This window comes from Sulfitobacter rhodophyticola, from assembly GCF_041281685.2.
GTDB lineage: Bacteria > Pseudomonadota > Alphaproteobacteria > Rhodobacterales > Rhodobacteraceae > Sulfitobacter.
In genome coordinates this window covers 2551878-2573398 of the sequence record NZ_CP166251.2, presented here as the reverse complement: position 1 = coordinate 2573398, position 21521 = coordinate 2551878, and the positions used below count along the sequence as shown (strand labels likewise).

The following is a 21521-nucleotide window of genomic DNA, read 5'->3' as shown; positions in this document are numbered from 1 at the left end:
GCTTTGGCGATGATCTGTCGACGGACGCCAATGGGAGGAGACTGATGATGATTACACGCAGAGGAACAATCCGTGCTGCGCTGTCGCTGGGGGCGCTTGCCACGCTTTATTCGACAACAGCGACATCCGCGCTTGCCGATGCGCACCAGACGGAGATCGGGGTGGTCGCGAAGGTGCGTATTCCCTGGTTTGACAACGTCGAAAAAGGCGTTGTGAAAGCAGGCGAAGAGTTGGGCATCAAAGCGTGGATGATCGCACCCACCAGCGATGACGTGGCCCAGCAGGTCCGTGCCGTCGAGGACCTGATCGCACAACAGGTCGACGTGATCGGCGTGATCCCCAATGACAGTGCCGCGCTGGAGCCCGTGTTCAAGCGCGCACAGGACGCCGGGATCAAGGTCGTGGTGCACGAGCAGCCGGGCCAGAAGAATGCCGATTGGGACATTGAACTGATCCAGAATGACGAGTTCGGCGAAGCCCACATGGAAGCCTTTGCCGAGGCTTTGGGCGGTGAGGGCAAATATATCGTTTACGTCGGTGGCCTGACGGTCACGCTGCACAATGTGTGGGCCGATGCGGCGATAGCCCTTCAGAAGGAAAAATATCCTGACATGGAACTGGTCGGCGACCGGTTCGGCGTCTCCAACAGTGTCGAAGACAGCTACAACACGGCCATCGATCAGATGCGCGCCATTCCCGATCTCAAGGGTATCCTGATCTTTGGGGCCAACGGGCCTATCGGCGCCGGGCGTGCCGTTGCCGACCGCGAAGCCATAGGCCGGGTCACGGTCGTGGGGCCGTTCATCCCCAGTCAAGGCAAGAGCCTGATGAAGGACGGCGCGATCACGCGCGGCTTTTTGTGGAACCCGATCGACGCGGGATATGCCATGGTTCAACTTGGCAAGCTTCTGGCAGACGGTGTCGAGGTGACGGATGGGATGGACATTCCGGGGCTGGGTCCGGTCAAGGTGGAGGCCGAGACACGGACAATCCGGGCAAACAAGATGCTCGACATCAACCCGGAGACGATCGACGCGCTTGCCGAGCTGATCTGATTGGACTTCCTCCCGACTTGGCGGGTACGTCTTTCAGGCACTCCGGATGAAGACGGGGTGCCTGTGGATCCTTGGGTGGCAGGAGAAACGACTTGAGTGTGAGTGATGCCATGGACCGATTGGAGCTGCGGAATGTTTCCAAGAGCTTTGGCGGCACGCGGGCGCTGGACCACGTCAATTGGTCGGTCAAGGCGGACGAGGTACACTGCCTTGTTGGCGAAAACGGATCGGGCAAGTCGACCTTGATCAAGATCGTCTCGGGCGTGCATGCCGCTGACCCCGGTGGTCATTTGCTGATTGATGGCGTGGAACAACCCCACTTGACTCCGGGTCTGTCCAAGAGCCTTGGGGTGCAGGTGATCTATCAGGATCTGTCCCTGTTTCCGAACCTGACGGTCGCGGAAAATATCGGCATCGACCAGCTTCTGGGTCCGGGCATGGGCCGCGCGGGACATCGGCAGATGCGCCGGATTGCGCAGGATGTGCTGGCCAGCCTTGACCATGAATTGCCGCTGAACCAGCCAGTCGGATCGCTGCCCGTGGCGCAGCGGCAGGTGGTGGCGATCTGCCGGGGGCTGACCGCAAATGCCCGTATCCTGTTCATGGACGAGCCGACGTCGTCCTTGACGCGGGCGGAGGTCGACAGGCTGTTTACGCTGGTGCGGCGGTTGCGCGGCATGGGTGTTACGATTGTGTTTGTCAGTCATCGCATGGATGAGATCGCCGAAATTGCCGACCGCGTTTCAATCTTGCGCGATGGCGTGATGGGGGGCACGTTCGATGTGGGTGACCTGAGCGACCATGATCTTGCAGAGCGTCTGTCCGGCGACAAGATCGTGCATGATGTGACGGCCAAACCTATCCCGGCGGAGCCCCCTTTGCTGGACGTCAGCAACGCCAGCCGCGATGGCGAGTTTTCCGATGTCAGTTTCGCGTTGCGACGTGGTGAGATCCTGGGCCTGACCGGGCTGCTGGGATCGGGCCGCACGGAACTGGCGCTGTCGCTGTTCGGGATGGCGCCGCTTGACAGGGGAGACGTCTGGCTGGAGGGGCGTCCCTTGCGGCTGCGTTCCAATCAGGAGGCCATCAAGGCTGGCATCGCTTATCTGTCCGAAGACCGGTTGTCGTTGGGACTGAACCTGCGCCAGTCGATCAGTGACAACGTGGCAATTTCTGTTCTGGACCGTCTTGGCGGCTGGCTGGGCCTGGTGAGCGATGACGCGCGGCGCGCGTTGGCCGAGCATTGGGTGCGCGAACTTGACCTGAAGGCGTCGGACGTTGCATCGCCGGCAGCAACCTTGTCGGGCGGCAACCAGCAGCGGGTCGTGCTGGCGAAATGGCTGGCAACGGATCCCAAGGTGCTGATCCTTGACAGTCCGACCGTTGGCGTCGACATCCGCAACAAACGCGGGATTTATGAACTGATACGCAAACTGGCGGATGCAGGCATGGCGATCCTGCTGATCTCCGACGAGATACCGGAGGTCTATTTCAACACCGATCGCGTCCTGCATATGCGAAAAGGTCGGATCGCCGGTGAATTCATTCCCGGACAGGTGTCGCAGGACGTGTTGCAGGAGGCGGTCTATGCATAGGCTGTCGAGACACCTGCTCCGGCACGAAAGCATCCTTGCCCTGATCATCCTGATCCTGTGCGTGATCTTCGCGCTCGCCTCCCCCTATTTTCTGACATTCCCGAATTTCGCTGATCTGATCGAGGCCTATTCCGTCACGACGATCCTTGCGGCCGGGGTATTCGTTGTTCTGGTGTCCGGCGGTATCGATATCTCTTTCGCCGCAGTGGCATCGGCCGCCCAGTATCTGGCGGCCTATGTGGCGACAGAGCTTGGATATGGGCCGGTTGGTGCGATCGGGCTGGCGTGCACGCTGGGACTGATGCTGGGGGCGATCAATGCGTTGCTGACACATTACCTGCGGATCTGGTCGATCATCGTGACCATCGCGACCTCCAGCATCTATTTCGCGCTGCTCATCCAGATCACCGGCGGGTCAGAGATCTACAACCTGCCGGACTGGTGGGCGGACCGGATCGTCTTTGCACGCTGGGATTTTGGCCCGGGCGAGTTCGTCCGCATCACGCTGCCCATCGTGATCATGGTCGCCGTGGTGATCGTGACCCATGTGCTGATGCAGAACACCCGGATCGGGCGGCGGGTCTATGCGCTTGGCGGCAATCCGGACGCTGCGAACCGTGTGGGGTTCAACATCCTGCGCATCCAGCTTTTTGCCTATGGGTATCTTGGGGCGCTGGCTGGGCTGGCAGGCTTCATTCAGGCGCACCGGGTCGGGCAAGCGGTGCCAACGGCCATGGCCGGGACCGAACTGAATGTTCTGGCCGTTGCCATTCTGGGCGGCGCCAGTCTGGTTGGCGGCATCGGGACGATGGGTGGTGTGGTGTTGGGTGTGCTTCTGCTTGCCATTTTGCAGAACGGTTTGAACCTGCTGGGGGTGTCGCCCTTCTTTTTCGATGTGGTGATCGGGCTGACGATCCTGATCTCGATCAGTCTGACCAGTCTCAACACAAACCGGCGACGGCGCCGACCAACGGGTGAGGCAACATGAGCAGCGCGAAGCATGACAGATCGACACGCGGCGGCGATGTCCTGAACGGATTTCTCAGAATGGCGCGCGGCAGCAACCTGTTTGGGCTTCTGATCTTTTGGGCCGTGCTGTTTGGGTTCTTCGCGATCATGTTGCCTGAAGCTTTCTCGCGGGCGGGGACCTATCAGGCGATGATGTTTCAGATCCCCGAACTGGGCCTGCTTTCGCTGGCGATGGCGATCCCGCTGATATCGGGGGGGCTGAACCTTGCGATCATCGCAACGTCGAACCAGCTTGCCCTGCTGATGGGGTGGATCCTGACCACGCAGATGCCCGTGGACGCGCAAGGCGCGGAGCTTTGGATTTGGCTTGTCGCGGCACTGGGCTGCGGCCTGATCCTTGCCTTGATCATTGGCGCGGTGACGGGCCTTCTGGTGGCGCTGCTGGGGGTGCATCCGATCCTTGTTACCCTGGGCACGATGACCTTGATCAACGGGGTGTCGATCTATCTTGGCCGTGGGACGACGATTTCGGGGTTTCCGGACCCCCTGCTTGCGGTTTCAAACAGTACCGTGTTGGGCACTCCGCTGTCGTTCCTTTTGTTTCTGGTGCTGGCCTTTGGGGTGCATGTCCTGCTGACCCGCACGCCTTTGGGCATCCGCATCCACATGATCGGTTCAAACCTTGAGGCGACGCGCTTTTCGGGCGTGGATGATCGGCGCGTGCTGATCTGGGTCTATGTCTTGTCAAGTGTGCTGTGCTGGTTCGCTGCAGTGGTGATGATGTCGCGGTTCAATTCGGCAGGGGCGGATTTCGCGCAATCCTATCTGTTGATCACGATCCTCGCCGCCATTCTGGGCGGGATTGATCCTTATGGCGGTTTCGGGCGGATCGCGGGTCTTGTCGTCGCGCTGGCCATCCTGCAGACGATCTCAAGCGGGTTCAACCTGATGGGGTTAAGCGCGCAGATGACGCTGGTGTTCTGGGGCGGAACGCTGTTGGTGGTGATGGGCGTCAAGCGCATTGCCGCGGCACACCGTGCAAGGGCAAAACCGGCACCCTCCACACCCTCCAACCCGACGGAAGAGGTGAGGCAGACACCGTGACACACCCTCAGATCGGATTCATTGGTCTGGGTTTCATGGGCCACGGGATGGCCCGCAACATTCTGGCCAGCGGCCAGCCTTTGAGGGTGATGGCCCATCGCAGGCGGGAGGCGGTGGATGACCTTGTGTCGAACGGCGCCGTTGAGGCGCCGGATCTGGCGGGGCTGGCGGGTGTTTGTGACGTGATCGTCCTATGTGTCACCGGGGCGGAACAGGTCGATGATCTGGTCCGTCGAGAGAACGGCATAGGGGCGCATGCCCGTGCGGGGACCACGATCATCGATTGCACCACATCGCGGCCGGATACCATCCGGGCCCTCGCGCAGGATTTCCCTGCGCTTACCTTTATTGACGCGCCGCTTGGCCGTTCCCCAAAGGAGGCCTGGGCGGGGACATTGTCGGTCATGGTGGGGGCGTCGGAGGCGGCGCTTGCGCATGTCCGCCCTGTCTTTGATGCGTTCACTGATACGGTCCAGCATGTCGGCCCGCTGGGCGCGGGTCATATGCTGAAACTCGTCAACAACATGGTGTCGCTGGGCTATGCCGCACTTTATGCAGAAGCCGTCGTGATGGCGAAAAAGGCCGGTATCGCGCCGGAGGCTTTTGATAAGCTGATCAGCTCCAGCCGGATGGATTGCGAATTCTTCCAGTCCTTCATGGGGTGGGTACGCACAGGTGACGCGACAACCCACAAGTTCGCCCTGTCCCTGGCCGAACACGTGCTTGCCGATGCTGATGCGGAGGCCCGCGCGGCAGGAATGGACCTTGGCCTGTTGCAGGCCACGCGCGATATCTATGCCGAGGCGATCAAGAACGGGGATGCACAGGCCAATTTGCCCGAATTGCCCCGCAGCCTTGCCACTAAATATGATGTGACGCTCAGATCAGACGGCGGCTGATCCTATTTCTGCGCCTTCGTCATGGCATCCAGCGTGGTGGCTTCGATGTGATCAAGATGGGCGCCGATGGCGCGGCTGGTTTCTTCGGTGCTGCGCGCCCGGATACCGGCAACGATGGCCTGATGTTCCTTGACACTGCGCTTGGTCACCGAAGGTTTGGCAGTCGCGGCGCGGCGCGCCTCCAGCCCCATGTTGTAGAAGCCAAGCGCCAGACGCTCCATCACGGAATTGCCCGCGATCTCGAACAGCTTTTCATGAAATTCAAGGTCAAGGATGCGGAATGCAATGGGGTCAGAGGCGATCTTTTCCTGTGCCGCCACCATGGCATCCAGTTCCTCGATGTTTGCCTCTGTCGCCTTTTCCACACAAAGCTTCGCGACTTCAACTTCGACGATGCGCCTGCAGGCAAAGACTTCCTGCGCGTTCTCGGCTGACAGGCTGACGAAGAAATCCAGCGGTCCGAGAAGCGATCGGGCATCAAGATCGGTCACGAAGGCACCGCCGCCGTGGCGCATTTCGATGACCCCGAGGATCGACAAAGAACGCAGCGCTTCGCGCAGGGTTGGCCTGCTCAGCCCGAAGATCTCGATCATCTTGCGTTCGGCCGGAAGTTTGTCGCCGGCCTTGAGGTTTCCGGATTTCACCAGATCAAGGATCCGGTGCACAACCTTTTCCGCGGCGCCCTCTTTTCTGATCTTTTGATCGGCGTCGAAACTGAAGGGTTCGGCGAATTCCATTCTCGGCTCCATTCTGATGCGCAACGCATCATTCAAATCATCATAAGATGGTCTGACCATATACTAGTCCACCTGACCTATGAGCGTCGAGCGTGCTTGTCTAGACGTGCAAATGGCGCAGCGCGGCCCAGGCTTGCGCATAGGTTGTTGTGCGAAGGCGCGCGACCTCGGCATCGAAGGTCTGACGGTCTGCTCCGGCAAGGTTGGCGAGGGCCGCAAACGCGTCAAAGGAGGGTCGCCTGCCGTCTTTTGCGCAAGCGTCATAGATTGAGGCGGGACCGGCAAGCGCGCCAACGCAGAACGACCGGGCGTGGGTCTGGCCAAGCTTTTCTGCGATGGCAAGCATCCAGAGCCCGGCAAACGCACCTCCTTCGCGGGGGTCGGCCTGCGCCATGGCCATGCGCCGCCCCTCCGGATTGGGAACGGGCACTGCGCCGTAGGGATTGCTGCGCATCGACAGGCTGGCAGAGATGAGGTCATAGGGCAGACCCCGTGCGTGTGCGGCAATCGTATCCGCCATCAGTGGCAGGGTCGCGGCGTTTTGCAGGATTGTCTTGTCATCGCTGGCATGGATGATCGGGCAGTAGGCGTGGCCAATGAAATCAATCGTGTCGGTTGGCGGCCATTTGCGGTTGATCTCCGTGAAATAGGTCAGCATGCCGCCGCCGATCGCGGCGGTGGGAAAGCCATCGCGCACACGGGCGTAAAACACCTCAAGAGGTTCGACATCGGGCCAGTCGCCGCCGGGCTGATAGCTTTTGAGGTAAGGTGCCGGGCAAGCCAGTATCTGTGCGACGTTCAGGCCGCAGCCGCGTATTTTGCGGGCGACTTGCGGCACTGTTTCCTTTGGCTTGCCGTGGATTTCCAGTTCCAGCCGAAGCGGGCAGGACAGCAACTCCGCTACGTCTTTGATGGCCTGCAGGTCGTCGGGATCGATGCGGTCGCTTCGCAGATAGGCCGATACGAATGCCGCAGGTGGCGCACCGTGGTGCGTGATATTCAGCAGCGCCTCGGGTCCCTGACCAAGGGGAATACTGGCACCCAATTCAGGCAGGCGGAAGGGCCGCGGCTTGTGCACGGTCGTCCTGGTTTTTGACCGCACTTTTGACGCGGGGCTAACGGCAATCCGGATCGATTGCTTGAAAACCGCGCCTGCCTTCACTGCGAACGGCCACGGATCAAGAAGCGAGCCGATGTAGGTCTTGTAAGAGGCATCCCCCCAGTTGCGCTGGTCCTCCATTTCGAAGCAGACGGGCGTGCCATCCGGATTGGTCGCCTCGAACGTGATCTGAAGGGTCGCCCCGTCTGGCAAGGGATAGGACAGCGCGGCGATATCGAAGGCTGGCTGAGACGGTTGAATGTGCCGGGGAAACTGGCATTGCGTATGACCGCCACCCAGATGCCTGATTTCCAACGGAACGCCCACCGTGTCAGGGACGGGATGCAGGATGGTCAGGCCGATGCGGTTGGCCAGAAAATCGGATTTCGCCACTCCGATGCTGCGGACCGTCAGCGCATCGTGGCCATCGGGTTCAACCGTCAGGGAATAGGAAAACGCGATCCCCGACGCATCGATCCTTCCCTGCACGTCGATCTTGCCAGCCGCATGAGGCATGTCACTGTCCGCCGGGCATGTGGCCCAGTCCTTGTCCCGCAGCAGATAGGTCAAGCCACGTGCGATCTCCTGCCCGGCGCGGTGTATCGCGGTGATCTGGCCGTTCGCCATCGTGACCTCAAAAGAGCCGAGCCGATGCGTGGTTTCCGCATCTGGTTTCCTATCTGTCCCGAAGATTGCCTTGAGATCAGCGGCGGAGGGGTTCCTGGAGGTCATGGTCGGAGCATTCTCGCATTTCTGGAACTGAATTTGGACTGACCACCGCGCACCAACATGAAGAGAACTGCAGCAAATCGGCCGCACGGACATATCTCTGCCCAGTCTAGAGTTGGTAAAGTGGTTTGACAAGTTAGATCATTTATGCGAAATCAAACCTCGCCAACGTGGGGAAGCCGATGCCACAGATTACTGATGTCCGAACAACCGTCTGGGAGTGGATTGGAGACGTCGCTCCCATGCCGCCGCATTTCTGCACCACGGCAAGCGATCTGGTATCAGATGTCAGCGGCTCGATCTCCGGGTTTCGCTTCCTGGGGTGGTTGATCGTGGAGATCGAATGCGACGACGGGACGATCGGGATCGGCAACGCGGCGCTGGCACCGCATGCCTGCAAGACCACCATCGATACGTACCTCAAACCGCTTTTGATCGGGACCGATCCGATGGACAGCGAATATATCTGGCAATCCATGTACCGCCGCACCCTGCCCTTTGGCCGCAAGGGCATCGGTATGACGGCGATCAGCGCGGTTGATCTGGCGGTCTGGGATGCGAAGGGCAAGATCCTGAACCAACCCGTGTTCCGATTGCTTGGCGGACGCACCAAACCGCAGCTTCCGGTCTATGCAAGTCGCCTGTATAGTCAGCCGCTGGAAAGTCTGCACAGGGAGGCGAAAGCCTATGCGGATGCGGGGTTTTCAGCCGTCAAGCTGCGCTTTGGCTGGGGACCCAAGGACGGCTTGAGCGGCATCGCCAAAAACCTTGATCTGGTGCGCACCGTGCGCGAAGCGGTGGGCGACGAGGTTGATATCATGGCCGACTGCTATATGGGGTGGAGCCTTGAATACGCCAAGCGCATGTTGCGCCAGCTTGCCCCGTTCAATCTGCGCTGGGTTGAAGAACCGGTGATCTCGGATGACCTTGCGGGCTATGCCGAATTGAAGGCCATGGGCCTTGTCGCCATTTCAGGGGGCGAGCACGAATACACGTTGACCGGATTCCGGCAGGCGCTTGACCTTGGGGCGTTCGATATCGCGCAGTTTGATGTCAACCGTGTGGGGGGCATCACCGCTGCGAAAAAGATTGCTGATCTATGTGAAGCCCATGACGTGGCAGTGATCCCGCACGCCGGGCAGATGCACAATTACCATATATCCATGTCGTCCTATGCGGCCCCTATTTCGGAGTACTTTCCGAAGGTCCCGGTTGAGGTCGGCAACGAGCTTTTCTGGTACATCTTCGACGGCGAACCGGTGGCGCAGGACGGATGTGTTCAGTTGGATGACACATCCCCCGGCTTTGGGTTATCGCTGAAGACGCCGGACCCTGCCGAGTTCAAGCTGACACGGTGAGGATGGGCAAAACTATGAACTCCTTTGATTTTTCCGGACAATCCGCCGTGGTCACCGGCGGCGCCCAGGGTATTGGCCGTGCCGCAGCGGAGCGGCTGGTCGCAAGTGGCGCGTCCGTTTCGATATGGGATCAGGATCAGTCTTTGGCGCAGCAGGCAGCGACGGAGATTGGCGGCGGCACGGTCGCCGTCGGGGTTGATATTGCTGACTGGTCCAGCGTTCAGAACGCCCATGCGGCAACAATGGGTCAGAGGGCGCGGGTTGATGTGCTGGTGAATTCCGCTGGAATCGCGGGATCGAACGGACCGCTGGCGGATTATCCGGTTGATGAGTTTCAACAGATCATTGCGGTCAACCTTCTGGGCACGTTCCACGTCAACCGCGCCTTTGCTGCCCAGATGCGGGCGCAGAACTACGGGCGGATCGTGAACATTGCCTCCATCGCGGGGAAAGAAGGGAACCCGAACGCCTCTGCCTATTCCGCGTCGAAGGCGGGGGTGATCGGGTTGACCAAATCCCTGGGAAAAGAGCTTGCCGATGTGAACGTCGCAGTGAATTGCGTCACACCGGCCGCGGCCCGCACCCGGATATTCGATCAGATGAGCCAAGCGCACATAGACTTCATGCTGTCGAAAATCCCGCGTGGTCGGTTTCTTGAAATAGACGAGGCAGCCGCGATGATCGCGTGGCTCTGCAGTGGTGAGAACTCGTTCACGACGGGTGGGGTATTTGATCTGTCTGGCGGGCGCGCGACCTATTGAGGCGATAAGACGAGCCTGCTTTGTATCGGCCTGAGGGTTGAGCGAACGGCCGACCGACATGGCGTTGTCGGTGACACAGGACGTCACCCCCCCGCCCCTGCCGGGATGTCACTTTCCCGCGCCCAGAAACGCATATCCCCGCAAAAATCAGACCAGAGGTTACATCGTGTCACTCTCTGGGACGTGGAAATCCCGGTCTGTGGCGCAGGCTGGATTGGTCTGTCGCGCGGTAATCGCGCCTAAGGCCAATCTTAATATCGCAGGGAGGACAACATGCGATTCAAAAACCTCACAACCATATCCGTAGCCGCGTTGATGGCGGCCGGTGTGGCACAGGCTGAGCCGCTGAAAATCGGATTCTTGGCCACTCTCGAAGGCACCTATACTGTTCTGGGCGAGGATGGCTTGCGTGGCTTCAAAGTCGCTTTGGACGAACTGGGCAACATGGCCGGCGGGCGCGAGATTGAAGTCGTCATCGCCGCGACCGACGCCAGCCCCGACAGCGCGGTTCGTGCGGCCCGCAAGGTGGTTGAGCAGGACAAGGTAGATATTCTGATCGGCCCACTGTCCGGCTCCGAAGGGATTGCGCTGCGGGATTATTCCAAGACCCAGCCCCAGGTCACGTTCATCAACGGCATTTCGGGCGCGCAGGAGACCACATGGGTGGATCCATCGGAAAACTTCTTCCGTTTCAACATGGACGGTGCGCAATGGTCGGCCGGTCTGGGCGAGTATGTGTTCAACGAAAAGGGCTATGAAACCGTCGCGACCATCGGTGAGGATTATTCCTTCATTTACACGCAAGTCTTTGGCTTTGCTCTGGAGTATTGCCAGGCCGGTGGCGAGATCACCGAGCGTTTCTGGGTGCCGCTTGGCACGAAGGACTTCGGATCCATCATCGCGGCTTTGCCTGACGACGTCGACGCCATCTATCTGGGGTTGGGCGGCGGTGACGCTGTGAACTTCCTCAACCAGTATCAACAGGCCGGCGGCGATGCCAACCTGATCGGTGGCACCATCATGGTGGACGGCACGGTCCTGAACTCCAAAGGGTCGGCCAAGGACGCGTTGATCGGTGTGCCGTCGTCCGGGCCGCAGGCGGATGACTGGGACAATGAGAACTGGAAAGCCTTCGTAGCGGCCTATCAGGATCTCTTTGAGCCTGCGGATCGCTTCCCTTCCCCGTCGCTGATGGCCACAGGGTACTACAACGCCGCCATGGCGATGGCGGAGTGTATGGAGACGGTCAACGGCGATTTGTCCGATGGGCAGATGGCGTTTCGTCAATGCCTGTCGACGATTGTCCTGAGCGACGCACCAAACGGTGAGATCAAGCTTGACGGCAACCGCCAGGCCATCGGCACCAACTTCCTGACCGAAGTGGTGGAAAACGAGGATGGCACGCTTTCGAACAAGCTGATCAAGGTGATCGAAAACGTGAACCAGACGATGGGTATCGACGAGGCCGCATTCCGTGCGATCGGGCTTCCCAGCCGGGAAGTTCCCGAGTGCAAGTCGTCCTACTGATCCCGCACTGCTAGGGGTCCGGGCCGTTGTCTGGCCCGGACCACCATCACCCGCATTCTGAAACCACCAAGTGCCTGGGAGGGGGAACAGAGTGACCCTGATCGACTATCTGAACCGGGTGCATTTTGCCGACAACATCATCGAAGAGGCCGTCTGGGCCGAACTGGACCGCCGCCTTGATGGCAAGCTCTGCGTTCTGTCAACGACTGACCAATTCGAAGGCGAGCTTGGTGAACGGGTGCGGGCCGGGTTGCCCAGACAAAGCAGGACCGCGAATTGTCCAATCAAGGACGGCGTTCCGACCGAAGAGGAAGCCCTTCGGGTTGCGGCGTTTTACACGGACAACAATTGCACTGCCGTTCTGGCTTTCGGGCGCGGCTATGTCATCAACCTTGCCAAGGCCGTTCGGCTGCTGGTCAGCCAGAAGGCCCCGCTGGCGCAGTATTCGGAAACCGAAGGCGGGTCGGTCCGTGTCACCAGTCCCTTGCCTGACCTGATTGCCGTTCCAAGGCTTCAGGGTTTCATCGCGGGGTTCAATGGCCTGGTTTCGATCCTGCTGGAGGACGGCACCATGATCGACATTGGCAGCCGCAACCTTGTCCCGACCGTGACGATCGGGGATCCGACACTTGCCGTACAGGAACCCACCTCCGTTCAAGCCAGCGCCAGCGTCGAGGCGATAACACTGTGTACCGAGGCGCTGCTGTCTCCGAAGTATAATCCCCCGGCGAACGGGATTGCGCTGGACGGGCTGAGACGCGGCCTGCAATCGCTTTCCTCAATCTCTGACCGACCCGATATCAGGGCACGCCGCGAATTGATGGCCGCCTGTATGAATGCGGCGATGGTTCAGCAAAAGGGGCTTGGGCTGACCCATGCGGTCACCAGCAGCCTGTGCGCGATTACGTCCGGCACTTTGGACAAAGGCGCGATAAAGCGCCTTGTGCTGCCCGAAATCCTTGCGTTTTTTGCCGACAATGGGGCGCTGGCGCATTCGGCACTCATGGGTGCGCTTGGGTTCACCAACCCCGCCGACACGGTCAAGACGATGCGACGCGCCCTGCGCGACCTGCCCTTGGCCGCCAGCCTTTCCAAGATGGGGATCACCGCGGAGGAGTTGCAGCGCTGCAGCACGAGGGCGGCACATCACCGGGCGCAGGTGAACGCACCCTGCCAGGCCAGTGCCGCCGACCTTCTGAAACTGCTTCATGCGATCTATTGACGAGGGGACTGCCATGAAACCGCTTCTTATCAACGGTGAACAGATCACAACCGCTGACGCCTTCGAGAACATCAATCCGTCGGACCGGAGTGATGTCATCGACCGCCACGCCCTTGCAGGCGCAAAGGATACGCAGCACGCGATCGAAGCTGCGCGGGCCGCCTTTCCCGGTTGGGCACGTTCCGGCCCGCAGGAGCGCCACGATCTTTTGAAAAAGGTCTCGGACGAGATCATGACCCGAAGCCATGAGTTGGGGGAGCTGCTGGCCCGAGAAGAAGGAAAGACCCTGCCCGAAGCGATTGGCGAGACTGTCCGGGCGGCGCAGATCTTTGACTTCTTTGCTGGGGAAGCCTTGCGCCTGAACGGCGAGACCCTCCCGTCGGTGCGTCCGAACATCCAGATCGACATCACCCGCGAACCCGTCGGTGTTGTCGGCATCATCGCACCGTGGAATTTTCCAATTGCGATACCTGCATGGAAGATCGCCCCTGCCCTTTGTTACGGCAACACCGTGGTGTTCAAACCGGCCGAACTTGTGCCGGGCTGTGCCTGGGCGCTGGCGGACATCATCCAACGCGCCGGGGCGCCGCCCGGTGTCATCAATCTGGTCACGGGTCCGGGGCGCGTTGTCGGCCAGACCATGCTTGACAGCGCTGAGATCGACGCAATCAGCTTCACCGGTTCGGTTGAAACCGGCCGTGTCGTCGCCGAGGCCTGCGTAACCCGGATGCGCAAGTTTCAACTGGAAATGGGCGGAAAAAACCCGCTTGTCGTGCTTGACGACGCGGACCTTGAGGTCGCGCTTGATTGTGCCATCAACGGAGCCTTCTTTTCCACCGGCCAGCGCTGCACCGCCTCGTCGCGTCTGATCGTCACGCAAGGCATTCACAGCCGCTTTGTCGAAGAACTGTCTGCGCGCATGCGGGCCTTGCGGGTAGGTCACGCGTTGGCAAAGGACACCCAGATCGGTCCGGTGGTCAACGAAACCCAGTTGAAGCAGGATCTGGATTACATTGGCATCGGCGTGGCGCAGGGCGGCAACCTGCGCGTCGGCGGAGAGGTGGTGCGCCGCGACACGGAAGGGCATTTCCTGACGCCAGCGCTGATCACCGACACCACCAACGACATGCGCATCAATCGCGAAGAGGTATTCGGCCCGGTTGCATCGGTCATTCGCGTCAAGGATTACGACGAAGCGCTGCATGTCGCCAACGATACCGAATTTGGCCTCAGTTCCGGCATCTGCACGACCTCGCTCAGGCACGCATCCCATTTCAAGCGCAATGCAGAGGCCGGGATGGTCATGGTCAACCTGCCCACGGCCGGTGTCGATTACCACGTCCCTTTCGGCGGCACCAAGGGGTCAAGCTATGGCGCGCGTGAACAGGGCAGCTATGCGCGGGAATTCTTCACTACCGTCAAAACCGCCTACACCCTTCCCTAGACCCGCAAGACATAACGAAAAGACGGCATCTTTAACCTACAGTCTCTTTCTTGGCGCTGGAGTCTTGCTTTTTGACCCCCAAGGTCGGGATACTCCGATCTTGGGGGAGCGTATGCCGTCAGAGTAACGCCCCCCTTCCTTTGGGAGGAAAGACCATGAGTGGAGCCGTTGCGGTTCACCATGGTGCGTTTGGAAGAACAGCTCTTTATGAACTGGATCGTCCATTTGTAACGCATGCGCACCGTGAGGGGCATTTGATTTTCTACGTGAATGGCGGCAAGGCCGGGGTCGATGTCGGCAATACGGCTGTGCCGCTGGATGAAACACATGGTGCGGCGGTCAGTCCGTGGGAGCCGCACAATTTCGACAAACGCGAAGGCGAGCCTTGCATCTGCCTTGTGATGTACATCAAATCCATGTGGTTTCTTGAAAACAGCCAGACCGCCGAGGGGGTTCTGGAATTCGGTCGTCCCGTCATCACCGTAACAAGCGAAATTCGCCGCTGGATTTTGCGGCTAACATCGCTTTTGCTCGAACCGCAGGAAAGCGCGGTTCTGGACGGCTATCTGTTTGAAATGACGCGCGTTTGTTATGATCAAAGCTGGGCGCGCACAAAGCGGCGTTCGCCTTTGGGCAAGATCAATTCCCGATTCAGCGATTTCCGCGTCCGGCGCAGCCTGCGCCTGATGCAGGAGAACTTTGCCGAGGAAGTACAGATGGATGCGCTCGCCCGGGCCGTCGGTCTGTCGCGTCCGCATTTCTTCAAGCTGTTCAAAAAGCAGATGGGCATCACGCCGAACCTCTATCTGAATACGCTGCGGGCTGAACATGCGATCAACGAACTGATGACGACCGAAAAATCCATCACGGATATCGGTCACGATCTCGGCTTCTCATCACAGGCGAGTTTCACGCGGTTTTTTGGATCAAATGTTGGCATTCCACCCAGCGAATATCGCCGGGTCGCGCACGAAGTCTGACCGCGTTTTCCCGATGCGCGGTGAAGCGAGAAGACTGACGGGTATGCCGATTCGCAGCCCCCTCTTCTAGCCTTTCCCAAGGAGAAAGCCCGGCGACATCGTTCCGGGCATTCCCAGGGAGGACAACAGACATGCACCGATTCCGCTGCGAATACGGTCGAGCCTTGCCGCCGCCGGGGGCCGCATGAGGCGGTTTGTCGACCGGCACCCGATCTGGTCCGCGATCCTGTTTGTGGTCGCGGCGGGCCTTTTGTGGATGATCTTTGCAGTCTGGCCCGACTGGTTGAAAGATCTGATCGGCCGCAAGAAGGTCTTTCTGAATGCCCTTTTCAACGGGATCACGCTGGGCGGGCTCTATTTCCTGGTTGCAAGCGGCTTTACGCTGATTTTCGGACTGATGCGCAATGTCAATCTGGCCCATGGGTCGCTGTACCTGCTTGGCGGATATATCGGATATGTCACCGCCGATATCACCGGGTACTGGTTGTTGGCCTTTCCCGTGGCATTCATCGTGGTCGGTGCCTTTGGCGTGTTGCTGCAGGTTTTCGTCTTTCGCCGCATGGAAGGAGAGGATCTGCGCCAGACGCTTGTGACAATCGGAATCTCGATCGTGATGGCCGACTTGATGCTGTGGGGCTGGGGCGGTGACTTTTACAATATCTCCCCACCCGACTGGCTGAGCGGACCCATGCAGACGTTCTTTGTCACCAGCGTCAAACGGTCCGGCGAACTGGTCTATCTGAAATACCCGATGGTTCGCATCGTGATTTTCGCGGCGTCGATTGTCGTGGGCGTTGGCATGTGGCTTTTGCTGAACCGGACCCGGATTGGCATGCTGATCCGGGCCGGGGTCGATGACCGCGACATGTTGTCGGCCACGGGTGCCCGGATCCAGCTGGTCTTTGTCACGGTTTTTGCGTTTGGTGCAGGGCTGGCCGGTGTGGCAGGCGTGGTCGGCGGCACATTTCAATCCGTGGCCCCGGGCGAAGATGTCCGCTTTTTGCTGGCCTCTTTGGTGGTCGTCATCGTGGGCGGCATGGGTTCGATCCCCGGTGCCGCTTTGGGTGCCCTTCTGATCGGGCTCGCCGAGCAGTTCGGCTCTGTCTATTTTCCGACATATGCCGTGGTGCTGACGTTCCTGATCATGGTGGTCGTGCTTGCCTTCCGGCCGCAGGGCCTGATGGGTAGGAGCTGATCCATGGCCATCACGGAAGACGTCATCAAGACTTCACCGATTGAAAGCAGCAGTTGGGCGCAGCGGATCCCGGCGTCCTATTGGCTGATTGGTTTTATCCTGCTGGTCATGCCCACCTTTGCTTCCAATTTCGTCCTGTACCAGATCTTCGGGTGGACGTTCATCCTTGGCATCATCGCGTTGAGCCTGATGTTCGTTGGCGGCTATGGCGGCATGGTCAGTCTGGCGCAGATGACCATTGCGGGAAGTGCGGGCTATATGGTTGCGATCTTCGGCACCAGCGCCATCACCGACATTTCAATGAATTGGCCCTGGTTTGTTGCCATTCCGATTGCCCTGATCATTGCCGTGCTGCTGGGCACGCTGACCGGGTGGCTGGCGGTGCGCACCGAAGGCATCTACACCATCATGATCACGCTCGCGATTGCGGCCGCCTTTTTCTATTTCACGCGACAGAACTATACGATTTTCAACGGGTTTTCCGGGTTCAATGGCGTGCTGCCGCCACGGCTTTTCGGTGTCGACTGGCGTGGACCGGTTGCGTTTTACTATCTCACCCTGTTTTGGGCGGCGATCGGGTATTTCGCAGTGCTTTATATCTCGCGGTCGCCATTCGGGTTGGCGCTTCAGGGGGTGCGCGACAACCAGCGACGCATGTCTGCCTTGGGGTACAATGCCACGGCGCACCGCGTGGCGGCTTATGCGTTCGCGGCGTTGCTGGCTGGCGTTGGCGGCATTTTGCTGACCTGGCAGTCGGCGCAGATCTCGCCCGGTACGGCGGGTATTGGACCGGCCATCGATATTCTGGTCATCGCCGTCATCGGCGGCATGCGCCATCCGGTCGGCCCGTTCATCGGGGCCTTCATCTATGTGATCCTCAAAACCTTTGCGCTGGATGCGCTGGTGGCCGTCGGGCTGAGCGGCGAACGTTTTCAACTGCTGATCGGGCTGGGCTTTCTGATCATCGTATTCTGGTCGCCTGACGGCATCCTTGGTCTGTGGGACCGCTGGAAGGAAAGCCGGAACAAGGACCCGCTTCTGGACCGCGGAGGTGACGTGCCGTGAACGCGCCCGCCAATGTCTCCGAACGCCTGAGTGCAACCGGCACCGCGAATGCGCTGGAATTGCGCGGCGTGTCGAAATTCTTCGGGGCGCTGGCCGCGCTGGAAGACATCAACATCACCGTGCGCCCGGGTGAACGCCGGGCGGTGCTGGGATCGAACGGCGCGGGCAAGACCACCTTGTTCAATTGCGTCACGGGCGACTTTCTGGCCACCACCGGCAATGTGCGGTTCTTTGGCGAAGATATCTCGGAGTTTCCGCCTCACGAACGCATACGGCGCGGATTGCGGCGCACCTACCAGATTTCGCTGCTGTTTACGGGGCTGAGCGTCCGGGACAACATCTATCTGTCCTGCGTGGGGGTGTCGCGCAGGCGATTTTCCTTTTTGCGGCCCCGCCGGGACGACGCGTTGATGGCCGCCGCCGATGATCTTGTGAACGTGGTGCACCTGACCGATGACCGCGACACGCTGGTCGCCAACCTCAGCTATGGCCAGCAGCGCCAGTTGGAGATCGCAATGGCCCTGGCCGGCGCGCCGCGTTTCATTCTGTTTGACGAACCCGCCGCTGGTCTCTCTCCAACCGAGCGGCAGGAACTGGTTGATATCCTGAACGGGCTGCCCGGGCATATGGGGTACATCATCATCGAGCACGACATGGATGTCGCGCTGCGTGTCGCGGAAAGCGTGACGATGATGCACAACGGACGGATTTTCAAGGAAGGCAAGCCCGCAGAGATAGAAGAAGACCCTGAGGTGCAGGCGCTTTATCTGGGGGGTGCCGATGGCTGAGCGCGGTTCCATCCCTGCCCTCGAGGTGCGTGACCTGAATGTGTACTATGGACGTTCGCACGCGCTGCAGGGGGTCAACCTCAAGCTTGATCATGGGGTTCTTTCGGTCGTTGGCCGTAACGGCATGGGCAAAACCACGCTTTGCATGGCGATCATGGGGCTTGTTCCGGTGTCGTCGGGCGACATTTCCTTTGGCGGTCAGTCGCTTGTCGGGAAATCCCCGGCAGAGATCGCCCGCCTCGGCGTTGGATACGTGCCGCAGGGGCGGCGGTTGTGGCCGTCGCTGACGGTGGATGAACACCTCAAGCTTGTGGCCAAGCGCAGTGGCGCATGGTCAATTGAGCGTATCTACGCAACCTTCCCACGCCTTGCGGAACGCAAATCCAACGGCGGCGCCCAGCTTTCGGGGGGCGAACAGCAGATGCTGGCGATTGCCCGCGCCATGCTTCTCAATCCCAGACTGTTGATCATGGACGAGCCGACCGAAGGTCTGGCCCCGATGATCGTACAGCAGGTCGAGGACATGCTGGTGCAACTGGCCCGGGAGGGCGAGATCGAAGTTCTGGTGATCGAACAGAATATCGGCGTCGCCTGTGAAGTTGCCGAGAACGTCGGCATCATGGTCAACGGTCGCATCAACCGCATCATCGACAGCGGGGTTCTGGCCGCGGACCGTGATCTTCAGCAGGCGATGCTGGGCGTCGGGCGACACGCGCATGATGACACATCCGCCCCCGTTCAGGATGCTGCGAGGGCATCGGAAGACCATTCTGGCGCACTTACCCGGATCTACATGTCAAACCCGTCCCTCCCGACCCGCTGGTCGCGGTCGGTGCCGGTGCGGGTGATCGAAGGTGCCGCCCGCACCGTCACGCCACAGACCCGCGCGCCCGTCACCCCGACAGCCGCCCAGCAACGGCCCCGCGGCGCCGGTGCGGTACTGGTTTGCGGCACGCTGGACACGAAAGGTCCCGAATTGCGTTTCATGCGCGATATCCTCAAGGACGCGGGGCTGGTCGTGCGGATGGTCGATCTGTCGACCTCGGGCAGACCTTCGGGCGCGGAGGTGCCACCGCATGCGATTGCGGGGTTCCATCCCAGAGGCGTCGCCGGTGTGTTCACCGGGGATCGCGGCACTGCAGTGGCCGGGATGACGCTGGCGTTCGAACGCTGGATCAGGGGGCAGGACGATATCGCCGGTGTCATCGCTGCCGGCGGGTCCGGCGGCACCGCGTTGGTGGCTCCTGCTTTTCGCAGCCTGCCTGTGGGCTTGCCCAAACTTGTCATCTCGACCGTAGCCAGCGGCAACACCGAGCAATACGTCGGCGCGAGCGACATCACGATGATGTATTCCGTGACCGATGTGCAGGGCATCAATTCGATCAGCCGCGAGGTTTTGGGCAACGGTGCGCACGCCCTGGTCGGCATGGTCCGCGGACGCCGTCAGCAACAAACCACGCAGGAGGACAAGCCCGCCATCGGCCTGACGATGTTTGGCGTCACCACGCCTTGCGTTCAGATGGTTACGGACGCGCTTGAACCTGATTTCGATTGTCTGGTGTTCCACGCCACGGGAACGGGCGGGCGGGCGATGGAAAAGCTGATGGACAGTGGCATGCTGTCCGCAATCGTCGATCTGACGACAACCGAGGTGTGCGACATGATCGCGGGCGGTGTCTTTGCCGCTGACGAGGACCGCTTCGGCGCGTCCATTCGGGGGGGCCGTCCCTATATCGGGGCGTGTGGCGCGCTGGATATGGTCAACTTCAACGCCCCCGACACGGTGCCCGCGCATTACCGTGACCGAAACCTTTATGAACACAATCCGCAGATCACGCTGATGCGAACCAGCGTTGAGGAAAACATCCGCATGGGTCACTGGATCGGCGAGCGTCTGAACCAGATGACCGGCCCGGTCCGGTTCTTCCTGCCCGAGGGTGGCGTGTCTTTGTTGGATGCCCCCGGTCAGCCCTTCTGGGACCCGGATGCGAATGCAGCGCTTTTCAAGGCGCTGGAAGAAACCGTTCGGCAGACCGCAGCGCGGCAGTTGATCCGCGTACCCCAGAATATCAACGATCCGGAATTTGCCGAACGGGTCGTCCAGACTTTCCACAGCTTTCACGCCACGACCCGGCGTAAAACCGCAGGAGAATGAGCCGATGCATGACCGTTCGAAGCTGATGCAGAAATTCCGCGCCATGCGCGACGCCGGCGCGCCGATCATCGGGGGCGGTGCGGGCACCGGGCTGAGCGCCAAGTGCGAGGAAGCCGGGGGCATCGACCTTATCGTGATCTACAATTCAGGACGCTACCGCATGGCCGGTCGCGGATCCCTGGCGGGGCTCATGCCCTATGGTGATGCCAACAGCGTGGTCATGGAAATGGCCGGCGAAGTGCTGCCCGTGGTCAAGCATACCCCGGTTCTGGCGGGTGTCTGTGCCACCGATCCATTCCGGTTGATGGACAAGTTCCTTGATGACGTGAAGGCGGCGGGTTTTTCCGGGGTACAGAATTTTCCGACCGTTGGCCTGATTGACGGGCTGTTCCGCGCCAACCTCGAAGAAACCGGCATGGGGTATGGCCACGAGGTCGACATGATCGCAATGGCTTCGGAAAAGGACCTTTTGACAACGCCTTACGTCTTTTCGGAACAAGATGCGGCCGCCATGGCCAAGGCCGGTGCGGACATCGTCGTTGTCCATCTGGGCCTGACGACGGGCGGCAACATCGGTGCCGAAACCGCCACCACGCTTGAGGATGCTCCAGCGGTCACTGACCGCTGGGCCGCGGCGGCACTGGAGGTCAATCCAGACGCAATCGTGCTGGTGCATGGCGGCCCGGTCGCGATGCCAGAAGACGCCGACTTTGTGCTCAAGAATACCAAGTACTGTCATGGGTTCTATGGCGCGTCGTCGATGGAGCGATTGCCGACCGAAGTCGCGCTGACCGCCCAGACGGCGAAATTCAAGAAGATCGGCCGGTAGGGCCGGAGGA

The 21521-nt window shown here is 60.3% G+C and carries 18 protein-coding genes; 16 read left to right on the top strand and 2 right to left on the bottom strand.

The window, feature by feature from the left end; genetic code table 11:
* Window positions 1-44: 44 nt before the first annotated feature.
* From AB4X18_RS13590 to AB4X18_RS13570, 5 genes are all read left to right on the top strand, one after another.
* Window positions 45-1055, top strand: a complete 1011-nt coding sequence (locus AB4X18_RS13590; protein WP_432816707.1) for a substrate-binding domain-containing protein — start codon at window positions 45-47, stop codon at window positions 1053-1055.
* A 98-nt stretch (window positions 1056-1153) separates the two neighbouring features.
* Window positions 1154-2650 carry a sugar ABC transporter ATP-binding protein gene (locus tag AB4X18_RS13585; protein WP_432817423.1) on the top strand — a complete coding sequence of 499 codons (1497 nt, stop codon included), beginning with the start codon at window positions 1154-1156 and terminating at the stop codon, window positions 2648-2650.
* Window positions 2643-3638: an ABC transporter permease gene (locus AB4X18_RS13580; RefSeq protein WP_370400588.1), complete on the top strand. Its 996-nt coding sequence runs from the start codon at window positions 2643-2645 to the stop codon at window positions 3636-3638. Before AB4X18_RS13585 ends, AB4X18_RS13580 begins: the two co-directional genes overlap by 8 nt.
* Window positions 3635-4723: an ABC transporter permease gene (locus AB4X18_RS13575; protein ID WP_432816706.1), complete on the top strand. Its 1089-nt coding sequence runs from the start codon at window positions 3635-3637 to the stop codon at window positions 4721-4723. Before AB4X18_RS13580 ends, AB4X18_RS13575 begins: the two co-directional genes overlap by 4 nt.
* Window positions 4720-5622, top strand: coding sequence for an NAD(P)-dependent oxidoreductase (locus tag AB4X18_RS13570; protein WP_370400585.1), 903 nt, complete (start codon window positions 4720-4722; stop codon window positions 5620-5622). Before AB4X18_RS13575 ends, AB4X18_RS13570 begins: the two co-directional genes overlap by 4 nt.
* Window positions 5623-5624: 2 nt before the next feature.
* Here the strand turns inward: AB4X18_RS13570 and AB4X18_RS13565 are convergent, their stop codons facing one another.
* Window positions 5625-6359 carry a FadR/GntR family transcriptional regulator gene (locus tag AB4X18_RS13565; RefSeq protein WP_370400584.1) on the bottom strand — a complete coding sequence of 245 codons (735 nt, stop codon included), beginning with the start codon at window positions 6357-6359 and terminating at the stop codon, window positions 5625-5627.
* A gap of 100 nt (window positions 6360-6459) precedes the next feature.
* A complete protein-coding gene (locus tag AB4X18_RS13560) occupies window positions 6460-8190 on the bottom strand; it encodes a hypothetical protein (RefSeq protein ID WP_432816705.1) in 1731 nt (576 codons plus the stop codon).
* Between the two features lie 179 nt (window positions 8191-8369).
* Between AB4X18_RS13560 and AB4X18_RS13555 the strand changes: the two genes are divergently transcribed.
* From AB4X18_RS13555 to AB4X18_RS13505, 11 genes are all read left to right on the top strand, one after another.
* Window positions 8370-9545: an L-rhamnonate dehydratase gene (locus tag AB4X18_RS13555; protein WP_370400582.1), complete on the top strand. Its 1176-nt coding sequence runs from the start codon at window positions 8370-8372 to the stop codon at window positions 9543-9545.
* Between the two features lie 14 nt (window positions 9546-9559).
* A complete protein-coding gene (locus tag AB4X18_RS13550) occupies window positions 9560-10306 on the top strand; it encodes an SDR family NAD(P)-dependent oxidoreductase (RefSeq protein WP_370400581.1) in 747 nt (248 codons plus the stop codon).
* Between the two features lie 273 nt (window positions 10307-10579).
* On the top strand, window positions 10580-11833 hold the full coding sequence (locus AB4X18_RS13545; RefSeq protein WP_432816704.1) for an ABC transporter substrate-binding protein: 1254 nt from the start codon (window positions 10580-10582) through the stop codon (window positions 11831-11833).
* A gap of 91 nt (window positions 11834-11924) precedes the next feature.
* Complete coding sequence (locus AB4X18_RS13540; protein ID WP_370400578.1) at window positions 11925-13055, top strand: iron-containing alcohol dehydrogenase; 1131 nt, start codon at window positions 11925-11927, stop codon at window positions 13053-13055.
* Window positions 13056-13068: 13 nt separating this feature from the next.
* Entirely contained in the window at window positions 13069-14499 is a 1431-nt protein-coding gene (locus tag AB4X18_RS13535; RefSeq protein WP_370400577.1) for an aldehyde dehydrogenase family protein, read from the top strand.
* Window positions 14500-14570: 71 nt separating this feature from the next.
* The gene (locus AB4X18_RS13530; RefSeq protein ID WP_432816703.1) at window positions 14571-15479 is read left to right on the top strand and encodes a helix-turn-helix domain-containing protein; all 909 of its coding nucleotides are present in this window, start codon (window positions 14571-14573) and stop codon (window positions 15477-15479) included.
* Between the two features lie 184 nt (window positions 15480-15663).
* Window positions 15664-16674 carry a branched-chain amino acid ABC transporter permease gene (locus tag AB4X18_RS13525; protein WP_370400575.1) on the top strand — a complete coding sequence of 337 codons (1011 nt, stop codon included), beginning with the start codon at window positions 15664-15666 and terminating at the stop codon, window positions 16672-16674.
* Window positions 16675-16677: 3 nt separating this feature from the next.
* Window positions 16678-17739 (top strand): branched-chain amino acid ABC transporter permease, encoded by a 1062-nt coding sequence (locus tag AB4X18_RS13520; protein WP_370400574.1) that lies wholly within the window; start codon window positions 16678-16680, stop codon window positions 17737-17739.
* Window positions 17736-18527: an ABC transporter ATP-binding protein gene (locus tag AB4X18_RS13515; RefSeq protein ID WP_432816702.1), complete on the top strand. Its 792-nt coding sequence runs from the start codon at window positions 17736-17738 to the stop codon at window positions 18525-18527. The genes AB4X18_RS13520 and AB4X18_RS13515 overlap by 4 nt, the downstream gene beginning before the upstream one ends.
* Window positions 18520-20682 (top strand): ABC transporter permease, encoded by a 2163-nt coding sequence (locus AB4X18_RS13510; RefSeq protein ID WP_432816701.1) that lies wholly within the window; start codon window positions 18520-18522, stop codon window positions 20680-20682. Before AB4X18_RS13515 ends, AB4X18_RS13510 begins: the two co-directional genes overlap by 8 nt.
* A gap of 4 nt (window positions 20683-20686) precedes the next feature.
* Complete coding sequence (locus tag AB4X18_RS13505) at window positions 20687-21511, top strand: phosphoenolpyruvate hydrolase family protein (protein ID WP_432816700.1); 825 nt, start codon at window positions 20687-20689, stop codon at window positions 21509-21511.
* The last annotated feature ends 10 nt before the right edge of the window (window positions 21512-21521 follow it).

Bases quoted from the DNA above. Each gene is read 5' to 3' on its own strand.
- AB4X18_RS13590 (WP_432816707.1), top strand. From the start codon at position 45: ATGATGATTACACGCAGAGGAACAATCCGTGCTGCGCTGTCGCTGGGG.
- AB4X18_RS13580 (WP_370400588.1), top strand. From the start codon at position 2,643: ATGCATAGGCTGTCGAGACACCTGCTCCGGCACGAAAGCATCCTTGCC.
- AB4X18_RS13575 (WP_432816706.1), top strand. From the start codon at position 3,635: ATGAGCAGCGCGAAGCATGACAGATCGACACGCGGCGGCGATGTCCTG.
- AB4X18_RS13565 (WP_370400584.1), bottom strand. From the start codon at position 6,359: ATGGAATTCGCCGAACCCTTCAGTTTCGACGCCGATCAAAAGATCAGA.
- AB4X18_RS13560 (WP_432816705.1), bottom strand. From the start codon at position 8,190: ATGACCTCCAGGAACCCCTCCGCCGCTGATCTCAAGGCAATCTTCGGG.
- AB4X18_RS13555 (WP_370400582.1), top strand. From the start codon at position 8,370: ATGCCACAGATTACTGATGTCCGAACAACCGTCTGGGAGTGGATTGGA.
- AB4X18_RS13550 (WP_370400581.1), top strand. From the start codon at position 9,560: ATGAACTCCTTTGATTTTTCCGGACAATCCGCCGTGGTCACCGGCGGC.
- AB4X18_RS13545 (WP_432816704.1), top strand. From the start codon at position 10,580: ATGCGATTCAAAAACCTCACAACCATATCCGTAGCCGCGTTGATGGCG.
- AB4X18_RS13535 (WP_370400577.1), top strand. From the start codon at position 13,069: ATGAAACCGCTTCTTATCAACGGTGAACAGATCACAACCGCTGACGCC.
- AB4X18_RS13525 (WP_370400575.1), top strand. From the start codon at position 15,664: ATGAGGCGGTTTGTCGACCGGCACCCGATCTGGTCCGCGATCCTGTTT.
- AB4X18_RS13520 (WP_370400574.1), top strand. From the start codon at position 16,678: ATGGCCATCACGGAAGACGTCATCAAGACTTCACCGATTGAAAGCAGC.
- AB4X18_RS13510 (WP_432816701.1), top strand. From the start codon at position 18,520: ATGGCTGAGCGCGGTTCCATCCCTGCCCTCGAGGTGCGTGACCTGAAT.
- AB4X18_RS13505 (WP_432816700.1), top strand. From the start codon at position 20,687: ATGCATGACCGTTCGAAGCTGATGCAGAAATTCCGCGCCATGCGCGAC.